This window comes from Rhodococcus sp. AD45-ID, assembly GCF_003023755.1.
Taxonomy (GTDB): domain Bacteria; phylum Actinomycetota; class Actinomycetes; order Mycobacteriales; family Mycobacteriaceae; genus Rhodococcus_F; species Rhodococcus_F globerula.
The window spans coordinates 583,567-608,667 of record NZ_PYHL01000003.1 but is presented as its reverse complement, the minus strand read 5'-3'; the positions used below and the strand labels follow the sequence as shown (position 1 = coordinate 608,667).

24 protein-coding genes and 1 riboswitch are annotated in these 25,101 nt (G+C 62.1%); of the genes, 17 read left to right on the top strand and 7 right to left on the bottom strand.

Features of this window, described 5'->3' with window-relative positions:
- Positions 1-39 precede the first annotated feature (39 nt).
- Genes C7T36_RS26925 through C7T36_RS26915 form a run of 3 tightly spaced genes read left to right on the top strand, consistent with a single transcriptional unit; the run spans position 40 to position 2,917 of the window.
- Positions 40-1,086 carry an ABC transporter substrate-binding protein gene (locus tag C7T36_RS26925; RefSeq protein WP_033234042.1) on the top strand — a complete coding sequence of 349 codons (1,047 nt, stop codon included), beginning with the start codon at positions 40-42 and terminating at the stop codon, positions 1,084-1,086.
- Positions 1,083-2,123: an iron ABC transporter permease gene (locus C7T36_RS26920; RefSeq protein ID WP_033234041.1), complete on the top strand. Its 1,041-nt coding sequence runs from the start codon at positions 1,083-1,085 to the stop codon at positions 2,121-2,123. The genes C7T36_RS26925 and C7T36_RS26920 overlap by 4 nt, the downstream gene beginning before the upstream one ends.
- Positions 2,120-2,917: an ABC transporter ATP-binding protein gene (locus C7T36_RS26915; protein WP_033234040.1), complete on the top strand. Its 798-nt coding sequence runs from the start codon at positions 2,120-2,122 to the stop codon at positions 2,915-2,917. Before C7T36_RS26920 ends, C7T36_RS26915 begins: the two co-directional genes overlap by 4 nt.
- Here the strand turns inward: C7T36_RS26915 and C7T36_RS26910 are convergent.
- The 5 genes from C7T36_RS26910 to C7T36_RS26890 all read right to left on the bottom strand — a co-directional run bounded on the left by C7T36_RS26910 (position 2,865) and on the right by C7T36_RS26890 (position 8,560).
- Entirely contained in the window at positions 2,865-3,980 is a 1,116-nt protein-coding gene (locus tag C7T36_RS26910) for a DNA alkylation repair protein (protein ID WP_045068920.1), read from the bottom strand. The two genes, C7T36_RS26915 and C7T36_RS26910, sit on opposite strands and share 53 nt — an antisense overlap.
- Positions 3,981-4,084: 104 nt before the next feature.
- Complete coding sequence (locus C7T36_RS26905; RefSeq protein WP_045068918.1) at positions 4,085-5,068, bottom strand: hypothetical protein; 984 nt, start codon at positions 5,066-5,068, stop codon at positions 4,085-4,087.
- Positions 5,065-6,117: an isopenicillin N synthase family oxygenase gene (locus tag C7T36_RS26900; protein WP_033234037.1), complete on the bottom strand. Its 1,053-nt coding sequence runs from the start codon at positions 6,115-6,117 to the stop codon at positions 5,065-5,067. The genes C7T36_RS26905 and C7T36_RS26900 overlap by 4 nt, the downstream gene beginning before the upstream one ends.
- 41 nt (positions 6,118-6,158) lie before the next feature.
- Positions 6,159-7,121 (bottom strand): isopenicillin N synthase family oxygenase, encoded by a 963-nt coding sequence (locus C7T36_RS26895; protein WP_033234036.1) that lies wholly within the window; start codon positions 7,119-7,121, stop codon positions 6,159-6,161.
- Entirely contained in the window at positions 7,118-8,560 is a 1,443-nt protein-coding gene (locus tag C7T36_RS26890; RefSeq protein WP_045068916.1) for a cytosine permease, read from the bottom strand. The genes C7T36_RS26895 and C7T36_RS26890 overlap by 4 nt, the downstream gene beginning before the upstream one ends.
- Positions 8,561-8,665: 105 nt before the next feature.
- Here C7T36_RS26890 and C7T36_RS26885 point away from each other — a divergent pair, with 105 nt between their 5' ends.
- Positions 8,666-9,283 (top strand): helix-turn-helix domain-containing protein, encoded by a 618-nt coding sequence (locus tag C7T36_RS26885; RefSeq protein WP_033234034.1) that lies wholly within the window; start codon positions 8,666-8,668, stop codon positions 9,281-9,283.
- A 190-nt stretch (positions 9,284-9,473) separates the two neighbouring features.
- Here the strand turns inward: C7T36_RS26885 and C7T36_RS26880 are convergent, their stop codons facing one another.
- Entirely contained in the window at positions 9,474-10,562 is a 1,089-nt protein-coding gene (locus C7T36_RS26880; protein WP_045068914.1) for an FAD-dependent oxidoreductase, read from the bottom strand.
- A 47-nt stretch (positions 10,563-10,609) separates the two neighbouring features.
- The gene (locus C7T36_RS26875; RefSeq protein WP_045068912.1) at positions 10,610-11,155 is read right to left on the bottom strand and encodes a CGNR zinc finger domain-containing protein; all 546 of its coding nucleotides are present in this window, start codon (positions 11,153-11,155) and stop codon (positions 10,610-10,612) included.
- A gap of 68 nt (positions 11,156-11,223) precedes the next feature.
- Here C7T36_RS26875 and C7T36_RS26870 point away from each other — a divergent pair, with 68 nt between their 5' ends.
- The 13 genes from C7T36_RS26870 to C7T36_RS26810 all read left to right on the top strand — a co-directional run bounded on the left by C7T36_RS26870 (position 11,224) and on the right by C7T36_RS26810 (position 25,100).
- Positions 11,224-12,171 (top strand): DMT family transporter, encoded by a 948-nt coding sequence (locus C7T36_RS26870; protein WP_033234031.1) that lies wholly within the window; start codon positions 11,224-11,226, stop codon positions 12,169-12,171.
- Between the two features lie 45 nt (positions 12,172-12,216).
- Positions 12,217-13,155 carry an ABC transporter ATP-binding protein gene (locus tag C7T36_RS26865; protein WP_045068910.1) on the top strand — a complete coding sequence of 313 codons (939 nt, stop codon included), beginning with the start codon at positions 12,217-12,219 and terminating at the stop codon, positions 13,153-13,155.
- Entirely contained in the window at positions 13,155-13,928 is a 774-nt protein-coding gene (locus C7T36_RS26860) for an ABC transporter permease (RefSeq protein WP_045068908.1), read from the top strand. The genes C7T36_RS26865 and C7T36_RS26860 overlap by 1 nt, the downstream gene beginning before the upstream one ends.
- Before the next feature lie 36 nt (positions 13,929-13,964).
- Complete coding sequence (locus C7T36_RS26855) at positions 13,965-15,053, top strand: sensor histidine kinase (protein WP_045069770.1); 1,089 nt, start codon at positions 13,965-13,967, stop codon at positions 15,051-15,053.
- A complete protein-coding gene (locus tag C7T36_RS26850; RefSeq protein ID WP_045068907.1) occupies positions 15,050-15,658 on the top strand; it encodes a response regulator transcription factor in 609 nt (202 codons plus the stop codon). Before C7T36_RS26855 ends, C7T36_RS26850 begins: the two co-directional genes overlap by 4 nt.
- 216 nt (positions 15,659-15,874) lie before the next feature.
- The gene (locus tag C7T36_RS26845; RefSeq protein ID WP_045068905.1) at positions 15,875-16,306 is read left to right on the top strand and encodes a helix-turn-helix domain-containing protein; all 432 of its coding nucleotides are present in this window, start codon (positions 15,875-15,877) and stop codon (positions 16,304-16,306) included.
- A 116-nt stretch (positions 16,307-16,422) separates the two neighbouring features.
- Positions 16,423-16,624, top strand: a riboswitch (cobalamin riboswitch).
- A gap of 135 nt (positions 16,625-16,759) precedes the next feature.
- The gene (gene metE, locus C7T36_RS26840; protein WP_045069768.1) at positions 16,760-19,024 is read left to right on the top strand and encodes a 5-methyltetrahydropteroyltriglutamate--homocysteine S-methyltransferase; all 2,265 of its coding nucleotides are present in this window, start codon (positions 16,760-16,762) and stop codon (positions 19,022-19,024) included.
- Positions 19,025-19,147: 123 nt separating this feature from the next.
- Entirely contained in the window at positions 19,148-19,699 is a 552-nt protein-coding gene (locus C7T36_RS26835) for a MarR family winged helix-turn-helix transcriptional regulator (RefSeq protein ID WP_033234025.1), read from the top strand.
- A 111-nt stretch (positions 19,700-19,810) separates the two neighbouring features.
- Positions 19,811-21,010: a homogentisate 1,2-dioxygenase gene (locus C7T36_RS26830; protein ID WP_045068903.1), complete on the top strand. Its 1,200-nt coding sequence runs from the start codon at positions 19,811-19,813 to the stop codon at positions 21,008-21,010.
- Entirely contained in the window at positions 21,007-21,867 is an 861-nt protein-coding gene (locus tag C7T36_RS26825; protein WP_045068901.1) for a hypothetical protein, read from the top strand. Before C7T36_RS26830 ends, C7T36_RS26825 begins: the two co-directional genes overlap by 4 nt.
- A 2-nt stretch (positions 21,868-21,869) precedes the next feature.
- Entirely contained in the window at positions 21,870-23,054 is a 1,185-nt protein-coding gene (fahA, locus tag C7T36_RS26820) for a fumarylacetoacetase (protein ID WP_045069765.1), read from the top strand.
- A gap of 221 nt (positions 23,055-23,275) precedes the next feature.
- A complete protein-coding gene (locus C7T36_RS26815) occupies positions 23,276-24,079 on the top strand; it encodes a methyltransferase domain-containing protein (RefSeq protein ID WP_239654771.1) in 804 nt (267 codons plus the stop codon).
- Positions 24,066-25,100: a polysaccharide deacetylase family protein gene (locus C7T36_RS26810; protein WP_239654770.1), complete on the top strand. Its 1,035-nt coding sequence runs from the start codon at positions 24,066-24,068 to the stop codon at positions 25,098-25,100. Before C7T36_RS26815 ends, C7T36_RS26810 begins: the two co-directional genes overlap by 14 nt.
- Position 25,101: the final 1 nt, after the last annotated feature.

Sequence of the window (25,101 nt, the reverse complement as noted above, 5' to 3'; positions counted from 1 at the left end):
GGCTCCGCGATCGAGCCCTGAGCAAGGAGTTCCCTCTTCATGCGTTTTATGCGCTTCACATCAGCAGTTGTTGCCACCTCGGCTCTCGCGTTTGGTCTGGCCGGCTGCGGCGCCTCCGACGACTCCGTCACCGCGAGTGACGCCAGCTCGTCCAACTACCCCCTGACCATCGACAATTGTGGTCGACAAGTCACGATCGACGCACCACCGACACGTGCGGTCTCCCTCAACCAAGGCTCCACCGAGATTCTGCTGTCCCTCGGTCTCGCAGACCGGATGGTCGGCACCGCGACGTGGACCGATCCCGTTCGTGAGAACCTCGCAGCCGACAACAATCGAGTCCCGCGCCTTGCCGACAACAAACCGTCGTTCGAGGTTGTCCTCGACACGGAACCCGATTTCGTATCGGCCTCGTTTGCCTCCACGATTGCCGAGGGCGGCGTCGCGAGCCGAGATCAGTTCGCCGCGCTCGGCGTACCGACGTACCTCTCGCCCACCGACAACGGCTGCGACGGCAAGGTGTCCTCGGCGTCGAATGCGGACGGCGCTCGCACCGAACCGTTGAAGATCGAGACTGTCTACCAGGAAATCCGGGACTTGGCAGCAATTTTCGACGTGCGTGATCGAGGTGAGCAGTTTGTCACCGAACTACAGGATCGATTCGCGAAAGCGTCCGATTCCGTCGATGCGTCCGGGGTCTCACTCGCATTCTGGTTTGCCGACACCATGACTCCGTACATGGCTGGTTGCTGTGGCTCGTCCGGAATTATCACGGAATCTGTTGGCGCGGAGAACATCTTCGCCGATACGACGGACGAATGGCCCCAGGTCAGTTGGGAAACCATCCTCGATCGCAACCCAACGGCCTTGGTGCTCGCGGACCTGAGTCGGCGCAGTATCGACGGTGACGCTCTGGCCAGCAAGATCGCCTTCCTCGAATCCAACCCTGTCACCTCGCGTCTGCAAGCTGTGCAGGACAAGAAGTACATCGTTGTGAACGGCGCCGATCTCAACCCCTCGATCCGCACGATCGACGGTGTCGAGAAGACCGCTACCGCGCTGCGTGACTGGGGCTTGGCCAATTGAGCACGCGCACTGCGCGTCTCGAATCCCGGTCAACTCTGGGAGTGCTGTTCCTGATCGGTTTGGTGGTTCTCGGATTCTCGATCGCGCTGGCGATCACGATCGGCCCGGCTAATCTGTCGGTTCGCGACGTCTACGCCGTAGTGCTCGAGCATTGGGGTGTCGGATCGTCCGGCGTCAGCCGCATCAAGGACGGCATAGTCTGGGAATTGCGGCTTCCCCGAACACTCTTGGCTGCAGTGTGCGGTGCTGGGCTCGCATTGTGCGGCGTCATCATGCAGTCGCTGCTCCGTAATCCACTGGCCGATCCTTTTGTTCTCGGAATTTCGTCCGGGGCTTCGACCGGTGCGGTGATGATCGCGGTGCTCGGCATCGGCGGCGGCGTTATCTCGCTGTCCGCCGGTGCATTTGCCGGGGCCGTCGTCTCGTTCGGCCTGGTGATGCTGCTTGCTGCGGGCGCAGGCGGTGGCACGTCCCGCGTGGTCTTGGCAGGTGTTGCAGGCACACAATTGTTCTCGGCACTCACGTCGTTCATCGTCATTTCCTCCGCCGACGCCGAGCAGACCCGAGGCGTCTTGTTCTGGCTTCTCGGTTCGTTGGCCGGTGCCGGCTGGACGGACGTAGTTCTGTGTGGCGCAGTGGTAGCCGTCGGAATCCTTGTGTGTCTCGCCCAGGCACCGGCGTTGGACGCCTTCACTTTCGGCAACAACGCCGCCGCGACGCTCGGAATCCCGGTGCAGCGCGTTCGGCTGCTCCTTCTCACCATCACCGCGCTGATCACGGCCGCATTGGTCAGCGCTGCCGGGGCGATAGGTTTTGTGGGACTGGTGCTTCCGCATGCGGCCCGGTTTCTGGTCGGTTCGAGACACAGCCGTTTACTCCCTGCCACGGCGCTGATCGGTGCGATTTTCATGGTGTGGGTGGATGCCATCGCGCGTACTGCGTTTGCGCCCCAGGAGATTCCGGTCGGTGTTGTGACGGCCTTGATCGGCGTCCCCGCATTTGCGGTCATCCTGTTCCGCATGAGGAGAAGCGCATGAGCCTCGCAGCACACGACATCGTGTGGCACCGCGGAAAGAACCTGATCCTCGATCGGGTGAGCGTCGCCGCGCAACCGGGTGACACCATCGGGATCCTCGGCCCCAACGGGTCCGGGAAGTCCTCACTCATCAGCATCCTGGCTGGAGTCACGTCTCCTGACTCGGGCGATGTCACGCTGGGCGGCACCAGCATCAGCAACGTTCGCCGACGCACCGTTGCCCGGAAGATCGCGGTGGTCGATCAGCACGCCCACACCGAGGTCGACATCAGCGTGCTCGACGTCGTGAGGCTCGGCCGCATTCCACACCGCACACTGTTCGGTTCCGGCGAGGAAGCCGACGACGACGCAATAGACCAGGCACTCGCCGATACCGGCATGACGTCGATGCGACGACGCTTGTGGCACACGCTGTCCGGCGGGGAACGCCAACGCGCGCAGATCGCCCGCGCACTGGCTCAGCAACCGGACGTGCTGCTGCTCGACGAGCCGACCAACCACCTCGACATCTCACACCAACTCGACATCCTGTCACTGGTGTCGACGCTTCCGGTGACCAGTTACATTGCGCTGCATGACCTCAACGTGGCGGCGATGTTCTGCGACCGTCTTGTGGTGCTCGAACGCGGACGGGTGGTTGCGTCTGGTACACCGACCGAAGTGCTGACCGAGGAACTGGTCGAACAGGTCTACCGAGTCCGGGCAAAAGTCACGATCGACCCCGACGACGGCTATCCCTCGGTCAGTTATCGTCCGCAGCGACTTGGAGCTGAAAAGATCTCAGACCCTGTGTAACTCCGTTGATCTGTAACTCGACGGAATGAGTACCGGCGTAATACCGCCGCGTGCTGATCGGCTTGAAGGAATGCCGCTTGGCTACCTTCGCGCTGGCACCGGGCTCGAGAGAGCGCGTGGTCAGCTTGAACACCTTCGGACTGGTGAGTCCGTTGGCCTTGACGTGATGGACTATGTAGTCGATTGCCACAGTCACGGACTCACCGCCGTTGTTACTCACCGCAAAACCGAATGCGATGTCTCCGCCCAGATCGACAGCGTCGCGATCGATCACAAAGTCCGAGATCACGATATCCGTGGGTGCCGCAAAGCCCAGCAGAGCCAACGCATCGACGTCGCCGGCTTTCACCAGGCTGCGCAGTGCATGGCGAACCACTTTGGGCGTAGCCGCGTCGGGATCACCGAGCCAACGCTTGGCGATCGATACCGCCATTGCAGCGTCCGCGCGACTGAGGTCGTTGAGATGATTGGCGACAGATCTCCGCACGTATTCCGAGTCGTCGCGGTACAGCGCGTCGAGAATCGAGACCGTGGACTCCGGGTGCTCCGTCAACGCCTTCACCCGCCTACCCCAGGGCAGACGCATCCGGGTGCCCTCACTGGCGAGGCGTCGAACATGCTCGTCCTGGTGATCGGTCCATCCGAGAGCGATCTCCAGCGCTCGCGCGGGATTCGCGTCGAGAAAGGTCCGGATCGCAAATTCGCTCGTCAGACGCGAGGTCAGTTCGGCGAGTAGCGCCATACCGTCGTCGAAATCTGTATTTCGGCCACTGCGCGTGGCGATCACTGCAACAGCTTCCGTGACCGGCCAGATCATCCAGCCCGCAAAGGCCTCGTCGCGCAACGCCAGCCGGATTACCTCGGCAAAGCGCGGAAACTCCTCGGCTAGGTCGGACATCATCGCGTCTCGCACCACACGAGTGCGCTCACCGAGACTGAGGCCGTCAAAGCCGGATGAGCTCTCGCGAACAGCGGCCAATCGCGTGCGTCCCGACGCTTGTTCAAGGCACAGGGCAAGATCGGCGACTACGGAGGCTCCGAGCAGTTCATCAGCGGTGGGCATGCGCGAAGGGTACAACCGGGGTCCGACACGACCGTAGCGTCGGCGCCGGTTAGTGCTGTGCGCATCGGTCCAGTTACAGACGGTCCCGTGTCGACGTACTCGGATCAGGTCCTGAGTTCGGCAGTCAGGGTACGGCGGTCGGTCTCGTCAAGGAAGGTACCGGCGACCGATGCCAACTGGATGTCGTGAAGGTCGGCGACCGTCAATCCGGCGGCCTCGAGCATGGAGTGCTCGGAGGTGAGTGTTGTTCCGAAGTGTGCGGGCGCGTCGGTGGCCGGTGAGATGCGGAGTCCACGGCGCCACATGTCTGCTGGAGCGCCCGCGACCTCGAGACCCCAGGTCTTCAAGAGTTCGGCCGCGCGAGTGCTGACGGTGAAAGTGACACCGGCATCGAGGCATCGCTGTAGGTCGTCGTCGTTGCTCAGTATTGCGTATCCGTGGTCGATGCGGCTGCAGCCAAGCAGGTCGATGCTGTCCAGGATGCTGTCGGACCCGGCGGTTTCGCCGGCATGACTTGTGGCGCGTAGTCCTGCGCGTCGTATGCGAGCGAATGGCTCGATGAAAGTATCTGCGGGGCCCAGGGTTTCATCGTAGTCCAGGCCGACTCCGACCACGAGGTCGTTGTTGCACTCAATGATGTAATCGACCACTTGGGCGGCTTCGGCGGGTGAGCGGGAGCGGTCGATGGCCGGGATCAGGCGACAGTTGACGCCGGAGGTGGAGTGTTCGATGCCGTCGATGATGCCGGCGAGTTGGGTGCGGTAGGGCACCGCGTCGTCGAGATGGACCATGGGGCTCCAGAAGATTTCGACGTATCGGACGGCCTGCTGAGCCACCGAATGCAAGTACGTGTCGACGGCTTCGGCAAAGTCGCCTGCTGTGCGCAGGAGATGGGCGGTGGCGTCGTAGCCCTTCAGGTAGTCGTCGATGTCGGCGACGCTCTGGTAGGCACCCAGCGCCGGCGCAAGCAAGTGGTTCAGTGAGTTCCGCTGCGCAAGAAGGTAGACGAGGCTGATCGGCAGGGCGGCTTCGAGGTGACAGTGCAATTCGATCTTCGGAAGGGTGGCAACGGTGAATGTGCTACTCATGATGTACTGCCAGTGAGGCGAGCGGCCTCCCGGATCGCATGGGGATTCGGTTCCCGCCCCCGGGACCCGCGGAGCTTGGCGGTTATGTGCTCTTTGACCGTCACCGGCTCATATCGCGGTGGATTGCCGGGACCGGTGCAACCCGGCAGGCACGCGATGACCGTCTCGGGGTTGCCGTCGTGGAAGAAGGCCGCCGAGCGTCGCGGCACGAGCCGGCCGTCGACGCGTGGCGGCGCTACCCGGTGCATGGTGGAGATCCAGCGATCGTTGGTCCAGCGGGCCAGCGCATCGCCCAGGTTGACCAACAGTGCCCCGTCGGCGGGCTGTACGGGGTGCCAAACCCGCTGACTGTCAAGTATTTCCAGTCCTGGCACCTGATCTGCCCACAAGACCGTCACGATACCGTAGTCGGTGTGCGCTCCCATGCCCATCTGCTCGGACTCCAAGGTGACGTCGGGGTGGGGCAGTTGATAGTTGTTGATACGCAGTACATCCAGAGAGTGCGTGGTGAACTGCCGAAAGTAGTCGATCGGTAGATGCAGAGCCAGGGCGAAGATGTCGGCCATGGTGTGCGCCACGCGTCGGGCCTCGCCGAACCAAGCGGTAACGGCAGATTCGAAGTCGGTTGTCTCGCTGGGGAAGATGGTGGGCGCGTAGTCGACGGGATCGAGGTCCGGTGAGGCGTGGTCGGCAGGGTCGACGCCGATGTTGAACGCCTCGAAAAGATCTGCGGCGGTGATGATCCCGAGAGAGTTTGCCAACGCCTCGGCTCTCGGTGGGGTGTACCCGCGGTTGATGTGCGGCGGTGTGGAGTATTTGCGTTTGGTGGACTCCGGCAACGCGAAGAATTCGTCGGTGGCCGCGGTGAACCGATCGAGCACTTTCGGTTGGATGCCATGCCCGACCACCTGCATGAATCCGACGGTGGATGCAGCCAGATCGACCTGGCGGGCGATTGATTGCCGATCGATATCCGCCCCGCCTGTGAACGTCGAGATATCGATGATCGGGACCTGGAAGTCGGTTCCGGCGTTGCGGGCAAATGCCATGATGGATGTCGTCCTCGCGTGTTGGGTGGTCTGGGCGTTCGTCAGATGGTGATCGCGGAATACCGGGCGCGAAGGTAGTCCGCAGTCGTGACGGGCTGGTAGGCGTGCGCTCGTCCGATCGGCGGACCGAAAGACTCGATCACCGCATCGTGATTGGCTTCGAAGAAGAAGATCAACGAGATCAACTCCTCGTTGGGGTCGTGCGCGGACGGAGGCAATACCCGGTGCCTGGTCGAGCGCCACCGATCGCCCGTCCAACGAGCCATCAGATCACCGATGTTGATGGTGAAGGCATCATCGACGAACGGTGCATTCACCCAGCTGCCGTCACCGGTATCGACCTGGAGCCCGCCGTAGCCTGCTTGACGGTCGAGTATGGTGATGACCCCGAAATCGGTATGCGGCGCGATCCGGTATTGGCCGTCGATTGCAATCCCGGTCTCGGCCATCGCCGGGTATCGATTGAGGTTGAACGAATGTGGTGCGCGGTCGGTCCGAGAGGTGAACCAGTCGGGATCGAGATTCAGTGCCGAAGCGAAGACGGTCAGCAATTCTGCTGCCAGGGAACGCATCTGCTCGGTGTACGTCGCACACAGCCGCTCGAACTCCGGCACTTCGGTCGGCCAGACATTGGGCGCGAACCATTCGTTATCGACCACGGGGTCACCGGTGGAGTAGTCGTCCCAGCCGTTCGTGTAGGTCTCCTTGAGGTCGGCTGGACCCGGAGTCTCTTCGACGAAAGCGTTGGCTTCGGCACCCGAGGGGATCCACCCCCGCCCACCGACGTGGGTCCGGTATCGATGTTTGGTCGCCGGGCCGCTGGTGAAGAACGCCGATCCGGCGGCCCGAATCTGCGCGCGGAGTTCAGGATCGATTCCATGGCCCGAGATCAACAGGAATCCGGACCCTTGCAGGGCCTGGTCGACACGTTCGCTCAGCTTCGCACGCTGCAAGGAGGATCCGGTGCGCCACTGTTCGAGATCGACGAGGGGAATGGTGTTCATGCGCTGAGCCTTTCGGTGACTGTGCTCTCGTTACGGGTTGATGTGCGTGCCAGCGCCCAGTAGGTCAGCGCCCCGACCACCAGGCCGGCTGGCACACTGAGGTCGGCGCCGTCGAATGCCTTGGAGATGGGGCCGGTGAAGACCGTGGTGTTGATGCAGAGCAATGCCGCGATCATGCCGGCGACCTGGGCAGTGACGCCGGCCGGATTGAAGCCGAGAACCCGGCGATACCGGCCGCCGTCATCGGATAGTGACGCTATGTCGTACCGGCCCGAGCGCAGGAAATAGTCGACGACCATGATCGCCGCCCACGGTGCGAACCAGACGATCATGAAGAGCAGGAAGTTCCCAAGCAATGTGTTGAAGTCGCCGGAGAACGTCACGACGATCGCGACGATCGCGCAGACAACGGCATCGACGACGACGGCTTGCCAACGACTGATTCGAATACCCATCGCCTGCAGTGTCATTCCCGAGGAATAGAGGTTGATCGCATTGAGCGCGGTGAGCTGTAGCAGGACCACAAGAAGATAGGGAGTCAGGAACCACGACGGCAGAGCCGACGGTAGTCCGCTGATGGGATCGACGGCGTCTGGGACTGCAGTGGCGACGGCCGCACCCAGCAGCATCAGCAGGGTTTGCGGCAGAGCGCCTCCGATCGCGGTGCCCACCACCAGGCGAACGCGACTGGTTGACTCGGGCAGATATCGGGCATAGTCGGCGGCGTTCGGTGTCCATCCCAGACCGCTTCCTGACGCCGCCACCGCGACACCGGCGAAGAACAAGGCGGTGCCACCGGAGGCCGTGCCCGTCTGGACATCCACGGAGTCGAACACGAGCACAACCAGCACCGCGAACAGCACAGTGAACGGGATCAACAGGATTCGAATCGCCTTCATGATCACCGACAGGCCGAAGATAGGCAGAATGCTCTGCGTAACCGCCAAGCCCAAGATGACGACGACCTCGAGCGGAGTGCCCAAATCGATCCCGGCCTGACCGAGGAGAACCGACGTAGCCAGAAACATCAACACCAGATCGAGTGACTCGTAACCGATCTGCATTATCCAGTTGCAGAATGCAATCGGTCGATTTCCGTTGCGCCCGAAGGGAGCGCGGCTCGCGGCGAACGTGGTGGTGCCGGCAGCCGGCCCGGGCAGCGAACACAAACCGGTGATGATCCATGTCGCGTTACCGATCAGAACCGCTGCGACTGCTTGCCAGAGGTTCAGACCGAGTAATACGAGGAGGGCGCCGAAGACGATGCCGGTGACGTTCATCATCGCGCCGCTCCACATCAGCGCCACCGATCGCACCGAGCCATGGCGTTCACTCGCCGGCACATGGTCGATGCCTCGTTGCTCGATCGTGAATCGCGAAGATCCGGCTTCCGATGGAGACTCACTACTAACGGGTTGATCGGTGGAGTGAACGGACATCTTTAGACTCCATACTGAAGTGGAAGTGACGAAGCGATAGCTGACAACTATCAAAATGGGCCATGAGTATTTCCTGCAGCTATACTGGGTGTTACGGAGTTGTTAATGACGCAGACCACCGACGATGAGACCGAGTTGGCTGTGGCGATCGGTGCCGCGGTGCGGACTCGGCGAGAGGCCGCGGGGCTCTCGATGAGGGCACTGGCCTCTAGCGCCGGCATCAGCCAACCGTTCCTGAGCCATGTGGAGCGCGGGTTGAGCATGCCCTCGATGGTCACGATCTACCGTCTTGCCACAGTCCTTAACGTCGCCCCCGGAGAGCTCATGCCCAGCCCCTTGGGCTCACCGAGCCGAGTAGCGATCGTCCGCGCCGGAAGCGGTAGCCCCGTGCCGGTGTCGAGCAGGCCCGATGCGGCCATCGGCCACGCGTTGTTGTTCGACCGCAACACGAGTTTGGAAGTTACCGAGTACAGACTCGAACCCGAGGTTCACATCTCTGAATGGTTCCAGTCGAGCGGGCTCGCGGCGGTCTACCTGATCAGCGGAAGCCTTGAAGTGGAGGTCGAAGGCGAAGGTTCGTGGCAGCTCGAGGCGGGCGACTTCATACGGCATGACGCCGACCTTCGGCATCGCTGGTTACTCGTCGACAAAAAGCCCGCACATGCACTTCTCATCCTCAACCACGCCGTTGCGCCGGGCACTCAACAACGCTTTGGTGGTTAATTGCCGGTCCGGACACGAGAATTCGCCAAGCCACTGACCATCCAGAAGGCGAACGGCCAAACCAACACGGAGTACACCTACGGGGACGATCCGTCACCGCACAAAGCCCCGTCTGCGACCACGCAGGATCCGGGCAGTTCATCAGCTGCGGCATGAGCAAAGGGCACAGCTGGGGTCCGACAATGGTGTTTTACATCATGTGTCGAGTGCTGAAGTTCGATCCCAGACCGCGAAGAAACACCTCGGTGGGAAGAGCTCGCAGTACCAGGTCGCGAGCGAGCGTAGCGCCGACGCCGCGAGTGAGGATTGTTCGGGCGGATTGACGCGAACGCTTTTGAAGGCGATGCGTTCTCTTGGTGCGCAGATAGTCGTAGGTCGCCAAGTCATGAGCATGAGCACTGAGCGCGACAGCATCCTCGAGAGCCTGGCATGCACCCTGACCGAGATGCGGCCCCATCGCGTGCGCGGCATCACCCACGAGCACAACGCTGTCTCGAACAAAGGACGGTAGCGCTGGAAGATCTCTGATGTCGTGGCGAAGAATCCGCTCCGGCACAACTGCAGAGATGAGCTCGGGGACAGGTGACGGCCAGTGAAGAAAATCATCCAACGACGGGTCCGGGGCGCCCTTGGACAGCCGTGCTGCAGCAAAGACGTACAACCGCCCGTTCCCCAGCGGAACGATGCCGAATTCTCCTCCTGCGCCGAGGATCCCACCCACGTCAACACTGCCGAAGTCATCAACGATCCACCTCCACGCGCGAACCCCCAGCGACTGCGGCACCGGATACTCAGGGAACATCGTTCGCCGCGTCAGGCTGTCGATTCCGTCGGCGCCGACGATCAGATCGAACTCTTCGAGGCGATCACCACAACGAATCGCTCCACCCACATCGATCCCTGTGACTGCACCGCCGAGCCGTAAGGTCACCGGTTCCGGAAGCGCTGTGCGGAGAACATCGACCAGATCGCCGCGGTGCATGGCGACAAAACTGCCGTGCAGCGCACGGAATCTCTCCTCACTCGTCCGCATCAACCACCGACCCTGGCGATTGCGTATTCCGCCCACCCAACCTGGGGCGGCTCTGCTCCGGATCTCATCGCCCACTCCAAGGTGATCGAGTGCGGCAAGTGCGTTCGGCCACAACGTGATTCCGGCGCCAACCTCGGCAAGAACCGGCGTTTGCTCGAACACCGTGACCGACCAGCCCGCATTCGCAAGCGCCAGCGCCGTTGCCAAGCCTCCGATACCGCCTCCGATAATTCCCGCTGTATGCATCGTCGATCCCTTCAGATTCGATTAGCACGGTTGTCCGGATATACCTGTCAGCCAACGGATTTTCGCGCACGATATGCCGCGACATTAGCCCTGTTCCCACAGTTTCCGGTGTCGCAGTATCGCTTCGAGCGATTGCGCGACAGATCCACGAATACTGCGTCACAATCAGGAGCGGTACACCACTGCAGACGCGAGAACTCCCCAGTGCGGATCAGATCGAGCACACCCATCGCCGCTTCGGCGGCCATCCGATCGACGAGGGGCGCATCGTCCGCCGTGACGTGCAGATGCCACCCGAGATCGTCGTGCCGGGCGAGTCTCGGCTGCGCTCCCGATTCGGCCAGCAGCGTGTTCACCACCGCGACGGCGTCGTCTACTTCGGTCACTTCCCAGAACTGTCGCAGACGTGGACGTAGCGTCCGCACCGCATCGAGTTCGCTCTGCGTGCCGTCGCGTCGCCCGGTCCACTTGTCCGTATCGAGAAATCGAGTCAGTTCTTCCTGATCAGGCAGAAGTTCGCCGCCTCCTCGAGCAGTGTTCACCAACGACGCAGCGAAGACGAGCGCCGATTCCGTGTCATCAGCAAAATTCACTTTGACTCCTGAGCATTGTCAACCTAGTGTCATCATCGTAATCGCTTTTACTCCTGACGGGTGACGACGTGAACTCTCGCAACGGCTTGATCTTCGCTCTACTGTCCGCTGCGACCTTCGGCGTCTCCGGCCCCTTCGCCAAATCTCTCATCGAATCCGGTTGGTCGCCGGGAGGCGCGGTGTTCGCGCGCGTTGCCGGCGGCGCACTCGTGATGATGGTGATTGCACTGGGAACCCAGTGGCGTCGTATGCGGCAAGTGACGGCCCACACGCGAACGGTATTACTGTACGGAGTGTTCGCAATATCCGGAGTGCAGTTGTGTTTCTTCAATGCGGTGCAACATCTTTCGGTCGGCGTTGCGCTTCTTCTCGAGTACCTGGCCCCCATCATCGTCATCGGATGGGTGTGGATCACCAAGGGCGCACGGCCGAGCGTGCAGACACTTCTGGGAGCAGCGATCGCCCTGGTAGGCGCGGCCGTGGTCATCGATGTCTTCGGCTCGGCAGAGATCAGTGCCGTCGGCGTCGCTTGGGGACTGGCAGCAGCTGCCTGTCTCGCAGTGTATTTCGTAATTTCCGAACGGGCCGACGGCGATCTGCACCCTGTTGTGCTCGCAGCGTCCGGGCTGACTGTCAGCGCAGTGCTCATCGGACTACTCGGAGTGATCGGCGCACTCCCCCTTGCATTCTCGTCGTCGAACACCGTCGTGGCAGGCCATTCTGTGGGAGTGTGGCTGCCGATAGTGATTCTGGTCGTCGTCAGTACCGTCATCGCCTATCTCACCGGCATCGCCGCGATCACGTTGTTGGGACCCACAATCGGGTCGCTCGTAGCCCTCACCGAGGTCCTGTGCGCAGTGATCGCAGCCTGGATACTTGTCGGCGAATCCATCACCGTCATCCAAGGCATCGGCGGCGCAGCGATTATCGTCGGCCTGGTACTCGCCCGCCTCGGCCAGCAGCCACCGAAACCCGCGACTGCCAAACCAATGACAAATGTCATGGCCGAAGAATGACGGATCGACGAGGGCTCCCCTGCCGAAAACCGGCAGATTCGAGGTATGACCTCAGCACAGGCACTGCATCCACCCGTTGACGGACGAGCACACGACGCCATTCGATTGACCGGACTTCACAAGCGCTTCGGCGATGTGGGCGCAGTCAACGGCATCGACCTGAGTATTCGCCCCGGTGAAATAGTGGCGTTTCTCGGCCCGAACGGCGCCGGAAAAACCACCACCATCGACTTGATTCTCGGCCTGTCGAAGCCGACATCCGGTGACGTGAGCGTCTTCGGGATGGCGCCGCGCGCAGCGATAGCCCGCGGACTGGTCTCCGCGGTCATGCAGAGCGGCGGACTACTCAAAGAACTGACAGTTGCCGAGACGGTGCAACTGACGGCGAGTCTGTACGCACACCCTCGCCCCGTCGACGAAGTCCTGCGCCGCGCCGGAATCCTCGACATCGCCGGCCGACTCGTCAGCAAGTGCTCCGGCGGGCAACAGCAGCGCCTGAGATTTGCGATGGCCCTCCTGTCGGACCCGAGACTTCTCATCCTCGACGAACCGACCACCGGCATGGATGTCGAAGGGCGCCGGGACTTCTGGTCGGCCATCCGAGCCGACGCGGATCAAGGACGCACCGTTCTGTTTGCGACGCACTACCTCGAAGAAGCAGACGTCTACGCCGACCGCATCATTCTGGTCCGGCAAGGAACTATCGTGGCCGACGGAACCACCGCCGAGGTCAAAGCCATGGCGTCCGGACGAACCCTGCACGCGCGGGTTCCTGGCCTGACCGACGAACTTCTACGCGCGATACCGCACTCGGATGCCGTCGAACTGCGCGGCGAGGCACTGACGGTGCACTCAGGCAACACCGATGCTGTCGCACGGTTCCTCCTGAACAACACAGCGGCCCGCGATCTCGAAATCGTCTCGCGCGGACTCGAAGACGCCTTCATCGCACTCACGTCGAACAACTCCGAAGGACAGAAGTGATGACCACTGCAACAGAACGAACCGTCGTACCACTGGGCGGGTTCAACACGACCTTGCTGCGTTTGGAACTGCGTCGCCTGACCCGTAATCGGCGCACGATGCTCTTCACACTTGTCATGCCGGTGGTCTTCTACCTGGTCTTCGGGTTGGGGGAAAGCGACGACGCTCATGACATCGGGCATGGCAACGTCGCGGCGTACATCATGATCAGCATGGCGTTGTACGGCGCGATGCTCGCAACCACCAGCGGCGGCGCGATGGTGTCGATCGAGCGGGCATCCGGGTGGAGCAGGCAACTTCGGCTGACACCGTTGACTCCGGTCGCCTACATCGCCGTCAAATTGATCATGGCCATGCTGCTCGGTCTCGCGTCGATCCTCGTTGTCTATGTTGTCGGCTCGTTCACCTCTGCTCAGATGGACGGATCATTGTGGTTCACAACGGCATTGATCGCTTGGCTCGGATCGTCGATCTTCGCGGCCTTCGGCCTGTTCATGGGATACCTGCTGCCGAGTGAGAACGTCATGCAACTGCTCGGTCCCGGGCTCGCACTGCTGGCATTCGGCGGCGGCCTGTTTGTTCCGCTCCAGGATGGTTCGGTGTGGGCGACCATCGCTCAATTCACTCCGATGTTCGGCATCAACGCGCTGGCGCACGCGCCGCTGACCGGCAATAGCGTCCACTGGACGTGGATCGTCAATATTCTGGTGTGGTTCGCCGTCTTCGCTGCCGGAGCGATCTGGCGGTTCCAACAAGATACGGAGCGTGTGTAGTTGTCGGAGACCACTCGCCCAATCGATTCCGCCGCGATGCCGCGACGGAATCGTTTCGGCATTCTGTTTGCCGCCGTGTGGATGATTTTTCTCGGTGGTCCCCTCATCGAGGGATGGAACCTTCGCGACGAATTACGCGGCTGGGCAGGGATTCTTGCGACGCTTACCTTCGGCGCTCTCTACCTCTACACCTTTGCCCGGGTACAGCAGCGCCGTCTCACCCTCAGCGGGGAACCGACAGTTCGCCGCGCGGTACTCACGTTGGCCGGTCTGACTGCACTCGCTGCTGTGATCATCGTCAGTGTCGGGCCAACCGGTCTCGCAACTGCGCCCTACCTCGCGGTCACGGCCGTCACAATGCTTCCGACCGTGGCCGGCGGCATTCTCACCTTGGCCATTGCCGCTTCGGTGGAAATCGTCAGTGTCAGCGCCGGATGGGGAAACTATTCGGGCCTGTCACTCGGAGTGTGCGCCGCCGCGTTTGCCACGTGGGGCGTCATGTCCCTCATCAGACGCAATATTGCGATGGTCCACGAACGAGAAGAACAGGAACTGCGTGCCGTCATGGAAGAACGCGCTCGAATGGCGCGCGATCTCCATGACATCCTCGGACATTCGCTCACCGTCATCACCGTCAAAGCCGAACTGGCCAACCGATTGTTGGACGTCGACGTCGAGCGAGCTCGCAGTGAACTCGACGATCTCGAACGGCTTTCCCGAGACGCTTTGGCTGATGTGCGCTCGGCCGTGGACGGCTTTCGAACCATCTCACTTCCCGTCGAGATCGCCCGTGCCCGGGAGGCTCTCCGTGCCGCCGGCATCGAAGATCATTCCCCGAACAGTACCGAAATGGTCCCGCGACACTTGCGGGAGTTGTTTGCCTGGACAGTTCGGGAAGGTGTCACCAACGTCGTACGTCACAGCGCCGCAACACAATGCACCATCACCATCGACGAGAAGAGCGTCGAAATTGTCGACGACGGGATCTCCGGTGAGAATACGACGATCGGCAACGGGTTGACCGGACTGCGTGAACGCGCCGCAGCGGCGGGAGCCCGACTGACCATCAACAGCGCCGCGCACCAGGGCTTTTCACTGCAGGTCCATGAACAGGAGAACACGTGAGCATTCGGCTACTACTCGCCGACGACCAGGCATTGGTTCGCGGCGCCCTGGCGGCGCTCCTCGATCTCGAAACCGATCTGACCGTGGTCGCGGAAGTTGGTCGAGGCGACGAGGTTGTTGCGACAGCTATGGAACACCGCCCCGACGTTGCGCTACTGGACGTGGAGATGCCGGGGATGGACGGGATCGCTGCCACGTCGGCGTTGCTGGAAGCGCTCCCACAGACACGCGTGCTGATCGTGACAACCTTCGGGCGGCCAGGATTTCTTCGCAAGGCAATGCACGCCGGGGCCACCGGTTTTGTCGTCAAGGACACCCCGGCGCGGCAACTCGCCGACGCGGTGCGACGCGTTCATGCGGGGTTGCGCGTCGTAGATCCCACATTGGCGGCAGACAGCCTTGTCAGCGGCGAATCTCCGCTGACCGACCGCGAAACCGAAGTACTGCGCGCCGCGAAGGCCGGCGCACCCGTTGCAGCTATCGCCGCCGAGCTATTCCTGTCAGCCGGCACCGTTCGCAATCACCTGTCGTCCGCGATGGGGAAGACCGGTGGTGCAACGCGCGGAGAATCTGCCCGAATCGCCGAATCCAACGGTTGGTTATAAGAAGAGCAGGGTCCCCACATAGAGTCCCGTATCCGGCAATTCCGTCGCAATTAATGCCAATCCCTCTCCCGCCTGCAGTTCTGACCCAAATCTTCACGTATCCTGTTACCTGGTTCCACAGCAACACGTTGCGGAACCAAGTAGCGGAGTACCGACCCACCTTTGGTTACCTACCAGTTATCAGATGGTTGAGCGGACAACACAGGGGGAAGGCTCATGGCGAGATTCAGCCAACGATTGAATGCGCTGTTCGAGTCCGCCCCCAATCACGTCACCAACGCCATGGTTGTGCGCAGCATGACCGAAGACGGTTGTCGCATCTCGACTCCCTACTTGTCGCAACTCCGCACGGGTGTCCGAACCAATCCCTCACCCGAAGTTGTCTCCGCCCTCGCCCGATTCTTCGAAGTGACTCCGGACTATTTTTTCAACCCCGACCAAGAAGTGCCATTTCTTGCAAGCGGCGATTCCGACCATATTCTGCTCGCACAGCTTCACAATGATCGCCTACGCAATCTCACGTCCCGGGTCGTCGACCTTTCTCCGGCATCACAGGCCCTGCTTGTCGAAATGGCAGAAAATCTCCGATCATCGGAAAATCTTCCCCGCGTCCCTCCCGACTCCAACTCGTACTCGTGGCGCGCCTAGCCCGTCGACAGAAGGCATACAGGCACTCCTTTTCCTGCTCCGACGCTCGTGGCCCTATGCTGGGCAACGCAGCTGGTTCGCCCGGCGCGGTCATGAGGAGCCCCGAAGACCGTTCCTGGCGTCGAAGCTCCGTCAGCCCAGGCTGACGGAGCGAGAGGGAACCCGGTGAAAATCCGGGACTGTCCCGCAGCGGTAAGCAGGAACGACCGCCGTCTACATGCACTGGGCATCTTGCCTGGGAAGCGACGGCCAGTAGGTTCGATCACCACGATCGAGAGCCCGCGAGTCCGAAGACCTGCCGACTGTGTCGGGCACGCCGTGCCCGACGGTCCACCGCCTCGTGGAATGGGCGCGTAGATCTCGAGAAGTGGTCGCATGTTTGATCGCGGCCTCATGAGGTGTACCCGTCTGCCGGCAGTGGCCATCAGTGCAATGGCAATCTGGAGAAACTCCGTGACAACAACATTCACCGCGACCGTGCTGGGCTCTCCGCGCATCGGTCCTCATCGCGAACTCAAGCGGGCCATCGAAAGCTACTGGGCGGGGCGTATCGACGCCGACGCCTTGGCGCGAGTAGCTCGTGACCTCCGTCGGCAGGGCTTGGCCGACCTTCGTGACCAGGGTCTCGACTCCATCCCGGTCAACACTTTTTCCTTCTACGACCAGATGCTCGACACGGCAGTGCTTCTCGGGGCGTTGCCCGAGCGGGTCGCCTCCGTCGCCGATCCGTTGGACCGCTATTTTGCGGCCGCACGCGGCACCGACACCATCGCACCGCTCGAGATGACGAAGTGGTTCGATACCAATTACCACTATCTGGTCCCCGAGATTTCACCGTCGACGACTTTCGCGCTCGACGCCTCCAAGGTGCTCGGCGAACTGGCGGAAGCACTCGCCGACGGAATTCCCGCTCGCCCGGTTGTTATCGGACCCGTCACGTTCCTTCTCCTCTCGAAGGCTGTCGGAACCGAAGAACCTCTTCTGACGCGGACCGATGAACTGGTTCCGCTGTACGCGGACCTTCTCGGCAAGCTTGCCGAAGCCGGGGCCACGTGGGTACAGATCGACGAACCGGCGCTCGTCGGCGACCGCACCGACGAGGAGATCGAGGCCGCGCGGTCGCTCTACGAACAGCTTTCGTTGTTGTCGAACCGACCGGCAATTTTGCTGGCGTCATACTTCGGCTCGTTGGGCGATGCACTGCCCGCCCTGGCGTCCACCGCAGTCGACGGTTTTGCGATCGACCTTGTCGCAGGACATGATTCGATAGGTTCCGTCACAGACCTCGCCCGAAAATTGGTAGTCGCCGGAGTTGTCGACGGCCGTAACATCTGGCGAACGGACCTGGATTCGGCGCTGTCCACGCTTGGCGGGCTGCTCGGCAGCGTCGAGAGGCTTGCCGTCTCCACGTCGTGCTCACTCCTGCACGTTCCGTACTCACTCTCGCAGGAACCTGATCTCGACAAAGCCCTTCGCTCGTGGCTTGCATTCGGCGCCGAAAAGGTGCGGGAAGTGGCAACACTTGCGACCGCACTGACCCAGGGTCGCGAATCCGTCGAGGACGAATTCGGCCTCGCTCGCGCCGCCGCGTCGACTCGCAGGGACGACAAGCGACTCAACGACGCACGCGTGCGTGGGCGTCTTGAAGCCGTGCTGAATTCGGCGACCAACCGCGCACCGGCAGCAGAGCGCCGTAAAGCTCAGGCCGAATTGCTGTCGCTTCCTCCCCTTCCGACCACCACTATCGGTTCGTACCCGCAGACATCCAAGATTCGGGTGGCTCGTGCGGCATTGCGCAAGGGCGAGATCGACGGAGGCGAATACATCTCGCGCATGCGCGCCGAGATCGCGGATGTGGTTGCGCTCCAAGAGAAGTTGCACCTGGACGTGCTCGTGCACGGAGAACCCGAACGCAACGACATGGTCCAGTACTTCGCCGAACAGCTCGAGGGATTCTTCGCGACCGCGAACGGTTGGGTGCAGTCGTACGGAACACGCTGTGTACGTCCGCCGATCCTTTACGGCGATGTCTCCCGGCCGAAGCCGATGACAGTCGACTGGATCACCTACGCGCAGTCACTGACCGACAAACCGGTCAAGGGGATGCTCACGGGACCGGTCACGATTCTGGCGTGGTCGTTCGTGCGTGACGATCAGCCACTTGCCGACTCCGCCAATCAGGTTGCACTGGCGATTCGGGACGAAACCGTCGACCTACAGGCTGCCGGCATCGGCATCATCCAGGTAGACGAGCCCGCACTTCGTGAGCTGCTCCCGTTGCGGGCCGCCGATCAGTCGGCATACCTGGACTGGTCGGTCGGGTCGTTCCGACTGGCAACGTCGGGCGTCGCGGATTCCACGGCGATCCACACCCATCTCTGCTACTCGGAGTTCGGTGCCGTGATCGGCGCGATCGCGGGACTGGATGCCGATGTCACCTCGATCGAGGCGGCCCGCTCGCACATGGAGGTTTTGGACGACCTCAGCGCCGTCGGGTTCGACCTTGGCGTCGGCCCCGGTGTGTACGACATTCACTCTCCGCGGGTGCCGAGCGTCGACGAGATTGCCGGCTCGCTGCGTGAAGCACTCGAGGCTGTCCCGGTGGAACGGTTGTGGGTCAATCCTGACTGCGGCTTGAAGACACGAGGTCCGGTCGAGGTAGAAGCGTCGCTGCGTAACCTCGTCGAGGCGGCAAAGCTGGTGCGAGCGGAGTTGTAGGGGGCTCCGCCCCCCTGTGCGCCTTTTTGGTAGTCGGCACTACCGGAAAGGCGCACAGGCGCTTCGCGCCTTTTTAGTACATTCATATACAAACGTGCCTCTTGATCGCGCTAGAGTGACGCCATGGAAGCCGCAGCAGAAGAAACTCAGGGAACGGCCGGAGAGCTCAATTTTTGGTCGTTCATCGAGTTGGCGAACAAAAGACTGTCCGACGAGCACGGCTTTCGCCACCACCTCGCCACCGAGGTTCTCCTGACACTCAACCGCGCATCCAACGTGGTCACGTATGACCTCGAGTCGTCGATACACCGACCACGCGGCTGGTCGTGGTCATCCTTCCGCCTGATGTTCGTGACCTGGCTGGCCGGGCCGATCGAGCCGAAAGCCGCTGCCGAGCTCACTGGAATGAGTCGGGCGGCCGTGTCGAACCTGTCCAAATCACTGCTGGCCGACGGCCTGATCGATCGTCGCCCTACCGAGAACGACGGCCGTTCGGTGCAGCTCTACCTGACCGAGATGGGCAGAGACGCGATGGTCGAGGCGTTTCGCGAGCAGAACGAGCGCGAACACGCGTGGGTCAGCGTCCTCAGCGAAGCTGAGCAGCGGATTCTTGTGATGCTCCTGGACAAACTGATCAGCAATCGCAGCCAGTTCGACGTGCGCGGACGGAACTAACAACACACCCCGCACCCCCTGAAGGGTTGCACCTGTCACATCATTTTAGTTAATGTGTTTACTATCTGGTCAACGTGAGTCAGACGGAAACAGCACAGAAGGAGGCCGGACATGGCGTTCTACCGACAACTCGGCAATGTCCCCCCGAAGCGTCACACTCAGCACCGTGACGAAGCAGGAAACCTCTATTACGAGGAGTTGATGGGCGAAGAAGGATTCTCCTCCGACTCGTCACTCCTGTACCACCGCGAGATTCCGTCGGCGATCGTCGACGCCACGGTCTGGGAACTGCGTGACCAGAGCACCACGCCCAATCACCCACTCAAACCGCGGCATCTGAAGCTGCACGACCTGTTCCCGGAAAGCATCTGGGCCGAAACGGATGTGGTGACCGGACGGCGCCTGATCCTCGGCAATGCCGACGTCCGCCTGTCCTACGTCATTGCCGGCGCGGCATCGCCCCTGTACCGCAACGCAATCGGCGACGAGATGGTCTACATCGAATCCGGTGAAGCCACTGTCGAAACGGTATTCGGCGCACTCGAAGCACGCGAAGGCGACTACGTCCTCATCCCGATGTCCACGACGCATCGCTGGATCCCCAAGGGCGACAAGCCACTACGCGCCTACGCGATCGAAGCGAACAGCCACATCGTTCCGCCCAAGCGTTACCTCTCACGATTCGGCCAGTTGCTCGAGAACGCACCGTTCTGCGAGCGCGACCTACACGGACCCACGGCTCCCCTGATCGCCGAAGGTACCGATGTGGAGGTCTTGGTCAAGCACCGGACGTCGGCCGGCATCGTGGGAACCCGCATGGTCTACCCGACGCATCCCTTCGACGTGGTCGGCTGGGACGGTTGCCTGTACCCGTACACGTTCAACATCTCCGACTACGAACCCATCACCGGCCGCGTTCACCAGCCGCCGCCGGCGCATCAGGCGTTCGAGGGCAACAACTTCGTGATCTGTAACTTCGTGCCACGCAAGGTCGACTACCACCCGCTGTCGATTCCCGTGCCGTACTACCACTCCAATGTCGACTCCGACGAGATCATGTTCTATTGCGGCGGCGACTACGAAGCACGCAAGGGTTCCGGCATCGGCCAGGGTTCCATCTCGGTTCATCCCGGCGGACACGCACACGGCCCGCAGCCAGGAGCGTACGAGCGCAGCATCGGTGCAGAGTTCTTCGACGAGCTGGCCGTCATGGTCGACACGTTCCGGCCGCTCGAACTCGGCGAAGGCGCATTGGCCTGCGAAGATGACAACTACGCCTGGAGTTGGGCCGGACGGGGGCCTGCACAATGACCGTCATCTCCCCACTTCTGCGCGGTCTGTGCGACGACGCCGCCCTGTTCCCACCCGGCAATGCTCCTCTCGCCGAAGCAGTTCCATCGCATCAGTCCTACCTCGAAGCCGGCTACTCAGCATTGGTCGGCCCGTTCGTCTTCCCCGCGCCGCGATTGGACGAACTCTCCGCTCACGTTTCTACCGATCATCCTCTGGCACTGAGTCTCACGGTTCCTGCCGGCCCGGACGCCGTCGCGGCCGCAGTGGCAAAGGCCTTGGCCATCCCCGGCGTCGACGTCGTAGCGGTGGAGGTTGGAACACCTTCCGGCGTAGCGGCCGATCATGCTTTCGACGAGCTGGCGCGCATTCACGCCGCGTATCCCTACATCGACATCTTTGTCGAGGTTCCCCGCGACGATCGACGCGACAGCTACATTGCCGCGCTGGAAAAGGCCGGTTACAGCGCGAAGTTCCGCACCGGCGGCGTTCAGGCCGAGGCGTATCCCGACGAGAACGAACTCGCTGACGCCATCATTTCCGTTGTCCGCGCTGGTATTCCGTTCAAGGCCACCGCAGGGCTGCATCATGCCGTACGGAACACAGATCCCGACACGGGTTTCGAGCAGCACGGCTTCCTCAACATCCTGTCGGCAGTCGGCGCTGCGGCGACCGGCGCAGATCGGTCCGATGTAGTTGCCGCACTGGCAGAACGTGACGGAACCACTATCGCACACAGCGTGTCCGAACTCGATGACCAGGACGTGCGTCGACGCTTCCTCTCGTTCGGCACCTGCAGCATCTCGGACCCACTGACCGAACTCGAAGACCTGGGACTGATCAACCGGTCCGAGAAGACAGAAGGAACACTCGCATGACCATGACGACCATCAACATTCCCGCCGACTCGCTCTTCGGGCTCGACAATCTGCCATACGGTGTGTTCTCCCCCGCAGGCGGCGCTCCGCGTGTCGGCGTTCGAGTGGGTGACTCTGTCATCGACCTTGCAGTGGCACTGAGCGATTCCGTCTTCTCGGAACCGACGTTGAACGCGTTCATGGCACAAGGCCGCGATCGCTGGGTATCCGTGCGCAACCAGATCACCGAACTTGCAACCGGAGAAATCCCCTCCGACGCAGTCTTTTCCATCGACTCCGTCGAGATGCATCTGCCGATCACAGTGGCCGACTACGTCGACTTCTACGCGTCGGAGAATCACGCCACCAACCTCGGCCGTCTCTTCCGCCCGGATTCCGCTCCCCTGATGCCCAACTGGAAGCACCTTCCCGTGGGCTACCACGGGCGTTCGAGCACCGTCGTCGTATCCGGCACAGACATCATTCGTCCCTGTGGCCAGCGCAAGAGCCCTGACCAGGCGAACCCGGATTTCGGACCGTCGCGCCGCCTCGACATCGAGGCCGAGATGGGATTCATCGTCGGAACCCCTTCGAAGATGGGCGATTCCATCACGCCTGACGAATTTGCCGACCACGTCTTCGGCGCCGTTGTCGTGAACGACTGGTCTGCCCGCGACATTCAGGCGTGGGAATACGTCCCGCTCGGCCCCAACCTGGGCAAGAGCTTTGCCACGTCCATCTCCCCGTGGGTCGTCCCGCTTCTGGCTCTCGAAGCTGCCCGCATCGACACTCCCGTCCAGGATCCCGAACCCCTCCCCTACCTGCGCGGCGAGGAAAAGTGGGGACTCGACATCGACCTCGCTGTCGAATGGAACGGTCACGTCGTCTCCCGTCCGCCGTACGCGCAGATGTACTGGTCACCCGCGCAGATGTTGGCCCACACCACCATCAACGGAGCGGTCGCGAGTACCGGCGATCTCTTTGCGTCCGGAACCATCTCGGGCCCCGAGAAGAACCAGCGCGGCGCCTTCATCGAACTGACCTGGGGCGGAAAAGAACCCGTCGCTGTCGGCGACGAGACTCGCACCTTCCTCGAAGACGGAGATGTCATCTCCATCTCGGCCACCGCACCAGCAGCCGGCGGTTCACGCATCGGGTTCGGTGAGGTCAGCGCACGTATCCTCCCGGCCACGCAGGCAGATCGATAAGCACAACCACATAGCTCGACTCGACGCCGCACAGGTCCCCGCTATTTCGGTGGGACTCCTGTGCGGCGTCGTCGTCGTTCCGGTCGCACCGAGCTCTTCGTTCGCCCCTGGGAGATTCCAGCGGGACCCCCTGACAGCTGCCGCATCCACCTTAGGTAAGGTTCGCCTAACTCACAGGGAGTACACAGCTGGTTCCCAGGTCTCGGACGACTGCGCCTGCTGTGCCGACTCCGTTGGCCGACACCGAGAACGGATTGACGATGACGCTTCTCCAGCGCAGTAGGACTTCACTTGCCCGCACGGTTCTGGGTGAAGACAACTACCGCCGTGTGCTCCGAGTAATCAATGATCGGCGACAGAAGCCGCGCGTCGGCAAGGTGCGTTTCGGCGACCTCCGAAGGATCGAGCCGATCTGCCGTGAATACGGTTTCGAGCGTGGACGTCCGATCGATCGCTTCTACATCGAGGGCTTTCTCGACACGAACAGCCACCTGATCACCGGATCCGTGCTGGAGATCGGCGAGCGGACCTACACCGAGGCTTTCGGCGAGGGTGTCACCCGTTCGGACATGCTGCACGTCGCAGACGTGGAAGACGCAACCTACGTCGCCGATCTCACCGACGCACCGAACGTGCCGAGCAACACCTACGACTGCATCATCCTGACGCAGACGCTGCAGATGATCTTCGACACGAACGCCGCAGTGGCGACGCTCCATCGCATTCTCAAGCCCGGCGGAGTGGTGCTGTGCACCGTGCCCGGCATCAGTCAGATCGCCGACCCGGTGTGGAACTCGACCTGGTACTGGTCGTTCACGGAATTGGCCGTGAATCGACTGTTCGGCGGCCCCTTCCCCCGCGAGAGCGTCGACGTGCGGGCGTTCGGCAATGTGCTGTCGGCTACAGCGTTCCTGCACGGCATGGCCGACCGCGAGTTGAAGAGGCAGGAACTGAACGTCTTCGACCCCGAGTACCCCGTCATCGTGACGGTCGCGGCACGCAAGGGCGACGATGTCGAGGCGTGACGCCCTCGCCCGGATGCTCCGACTACGCGCCCGGAAACAACGGCGCCGCGGCGGCATCCTGATGTACCACTGCATCAGCGAGGAGACCTACGACCCCTGGGCAATCTGCATCTCCCCGAACGCATTCGACGACCAGATGGCAGTACTCGCCCAGGCGCGTGCCGCCGTCGACCTCGCGAACTTTGCGGGCAGCGATGCCTATACGCGCACCGGTTCCCAGTTGGCCGTGACATTCGACGACGGTTACGTCGACAATCTTGTCGCCGCATTGCCGGTACTCGAGCGTTACGAGATTCCGGCGACCATCTTTGTCATCGGAAACGCCGTCGGTCGCACCCGCGAATTCTGGTGGGACGGTTTGCAACGCGCCGTGCCGAGCGGTGAACCACTACCGGATCGGCTGGATTTTCCGTTCGGGAACGGCCGGCGGACCTTCACGCTGAACGAGCGCCCCGGCGACAGCGCGACGAATGCGCGCTGGCGTGCCGACAGCGGCGAGATCACAACCTCCCGTCAAGCGTTGTTTCGCGCGCTCTGGGACGCAATCGTCGTGCTGGAGCCGACCGAGCAGGACGACGCGATCGATCATGTGCTGGCCTGGGGAGGTCGAATGGCGACGACGCCAACGTCGCGAGTGGCCCTCGACGCGGAACAGTTCGCGCAACTCGCAGATCACCCGCTGATCACCCTCGGCAGTCACACGCTCGACCACGTCTCGTTGACAGACCTTCCGGCCGAGCGGCAGCGCACGCAGATCAGCGCCGGACACCGCAAGATCGAGGAGCTGTCCGGCCGTCCGATCACTCGATTCTCGTACCCGTACGGGCGTTTCGACGACACTGCCCGGGCTGCGGTCCGCGAACTCGGCATCGACGTCGCGTGCACCAGCGTGCCCATGCCAGCGATCGGCAGTGACGACCCCTGCGCCTTACCGCGGGTACAGGCCACCGAGATGGACGGCGACCAGTTCACCCGATGGCTGCGCGAAGACTACGGACTTATCCGAGGGCAACTGCTCTAGT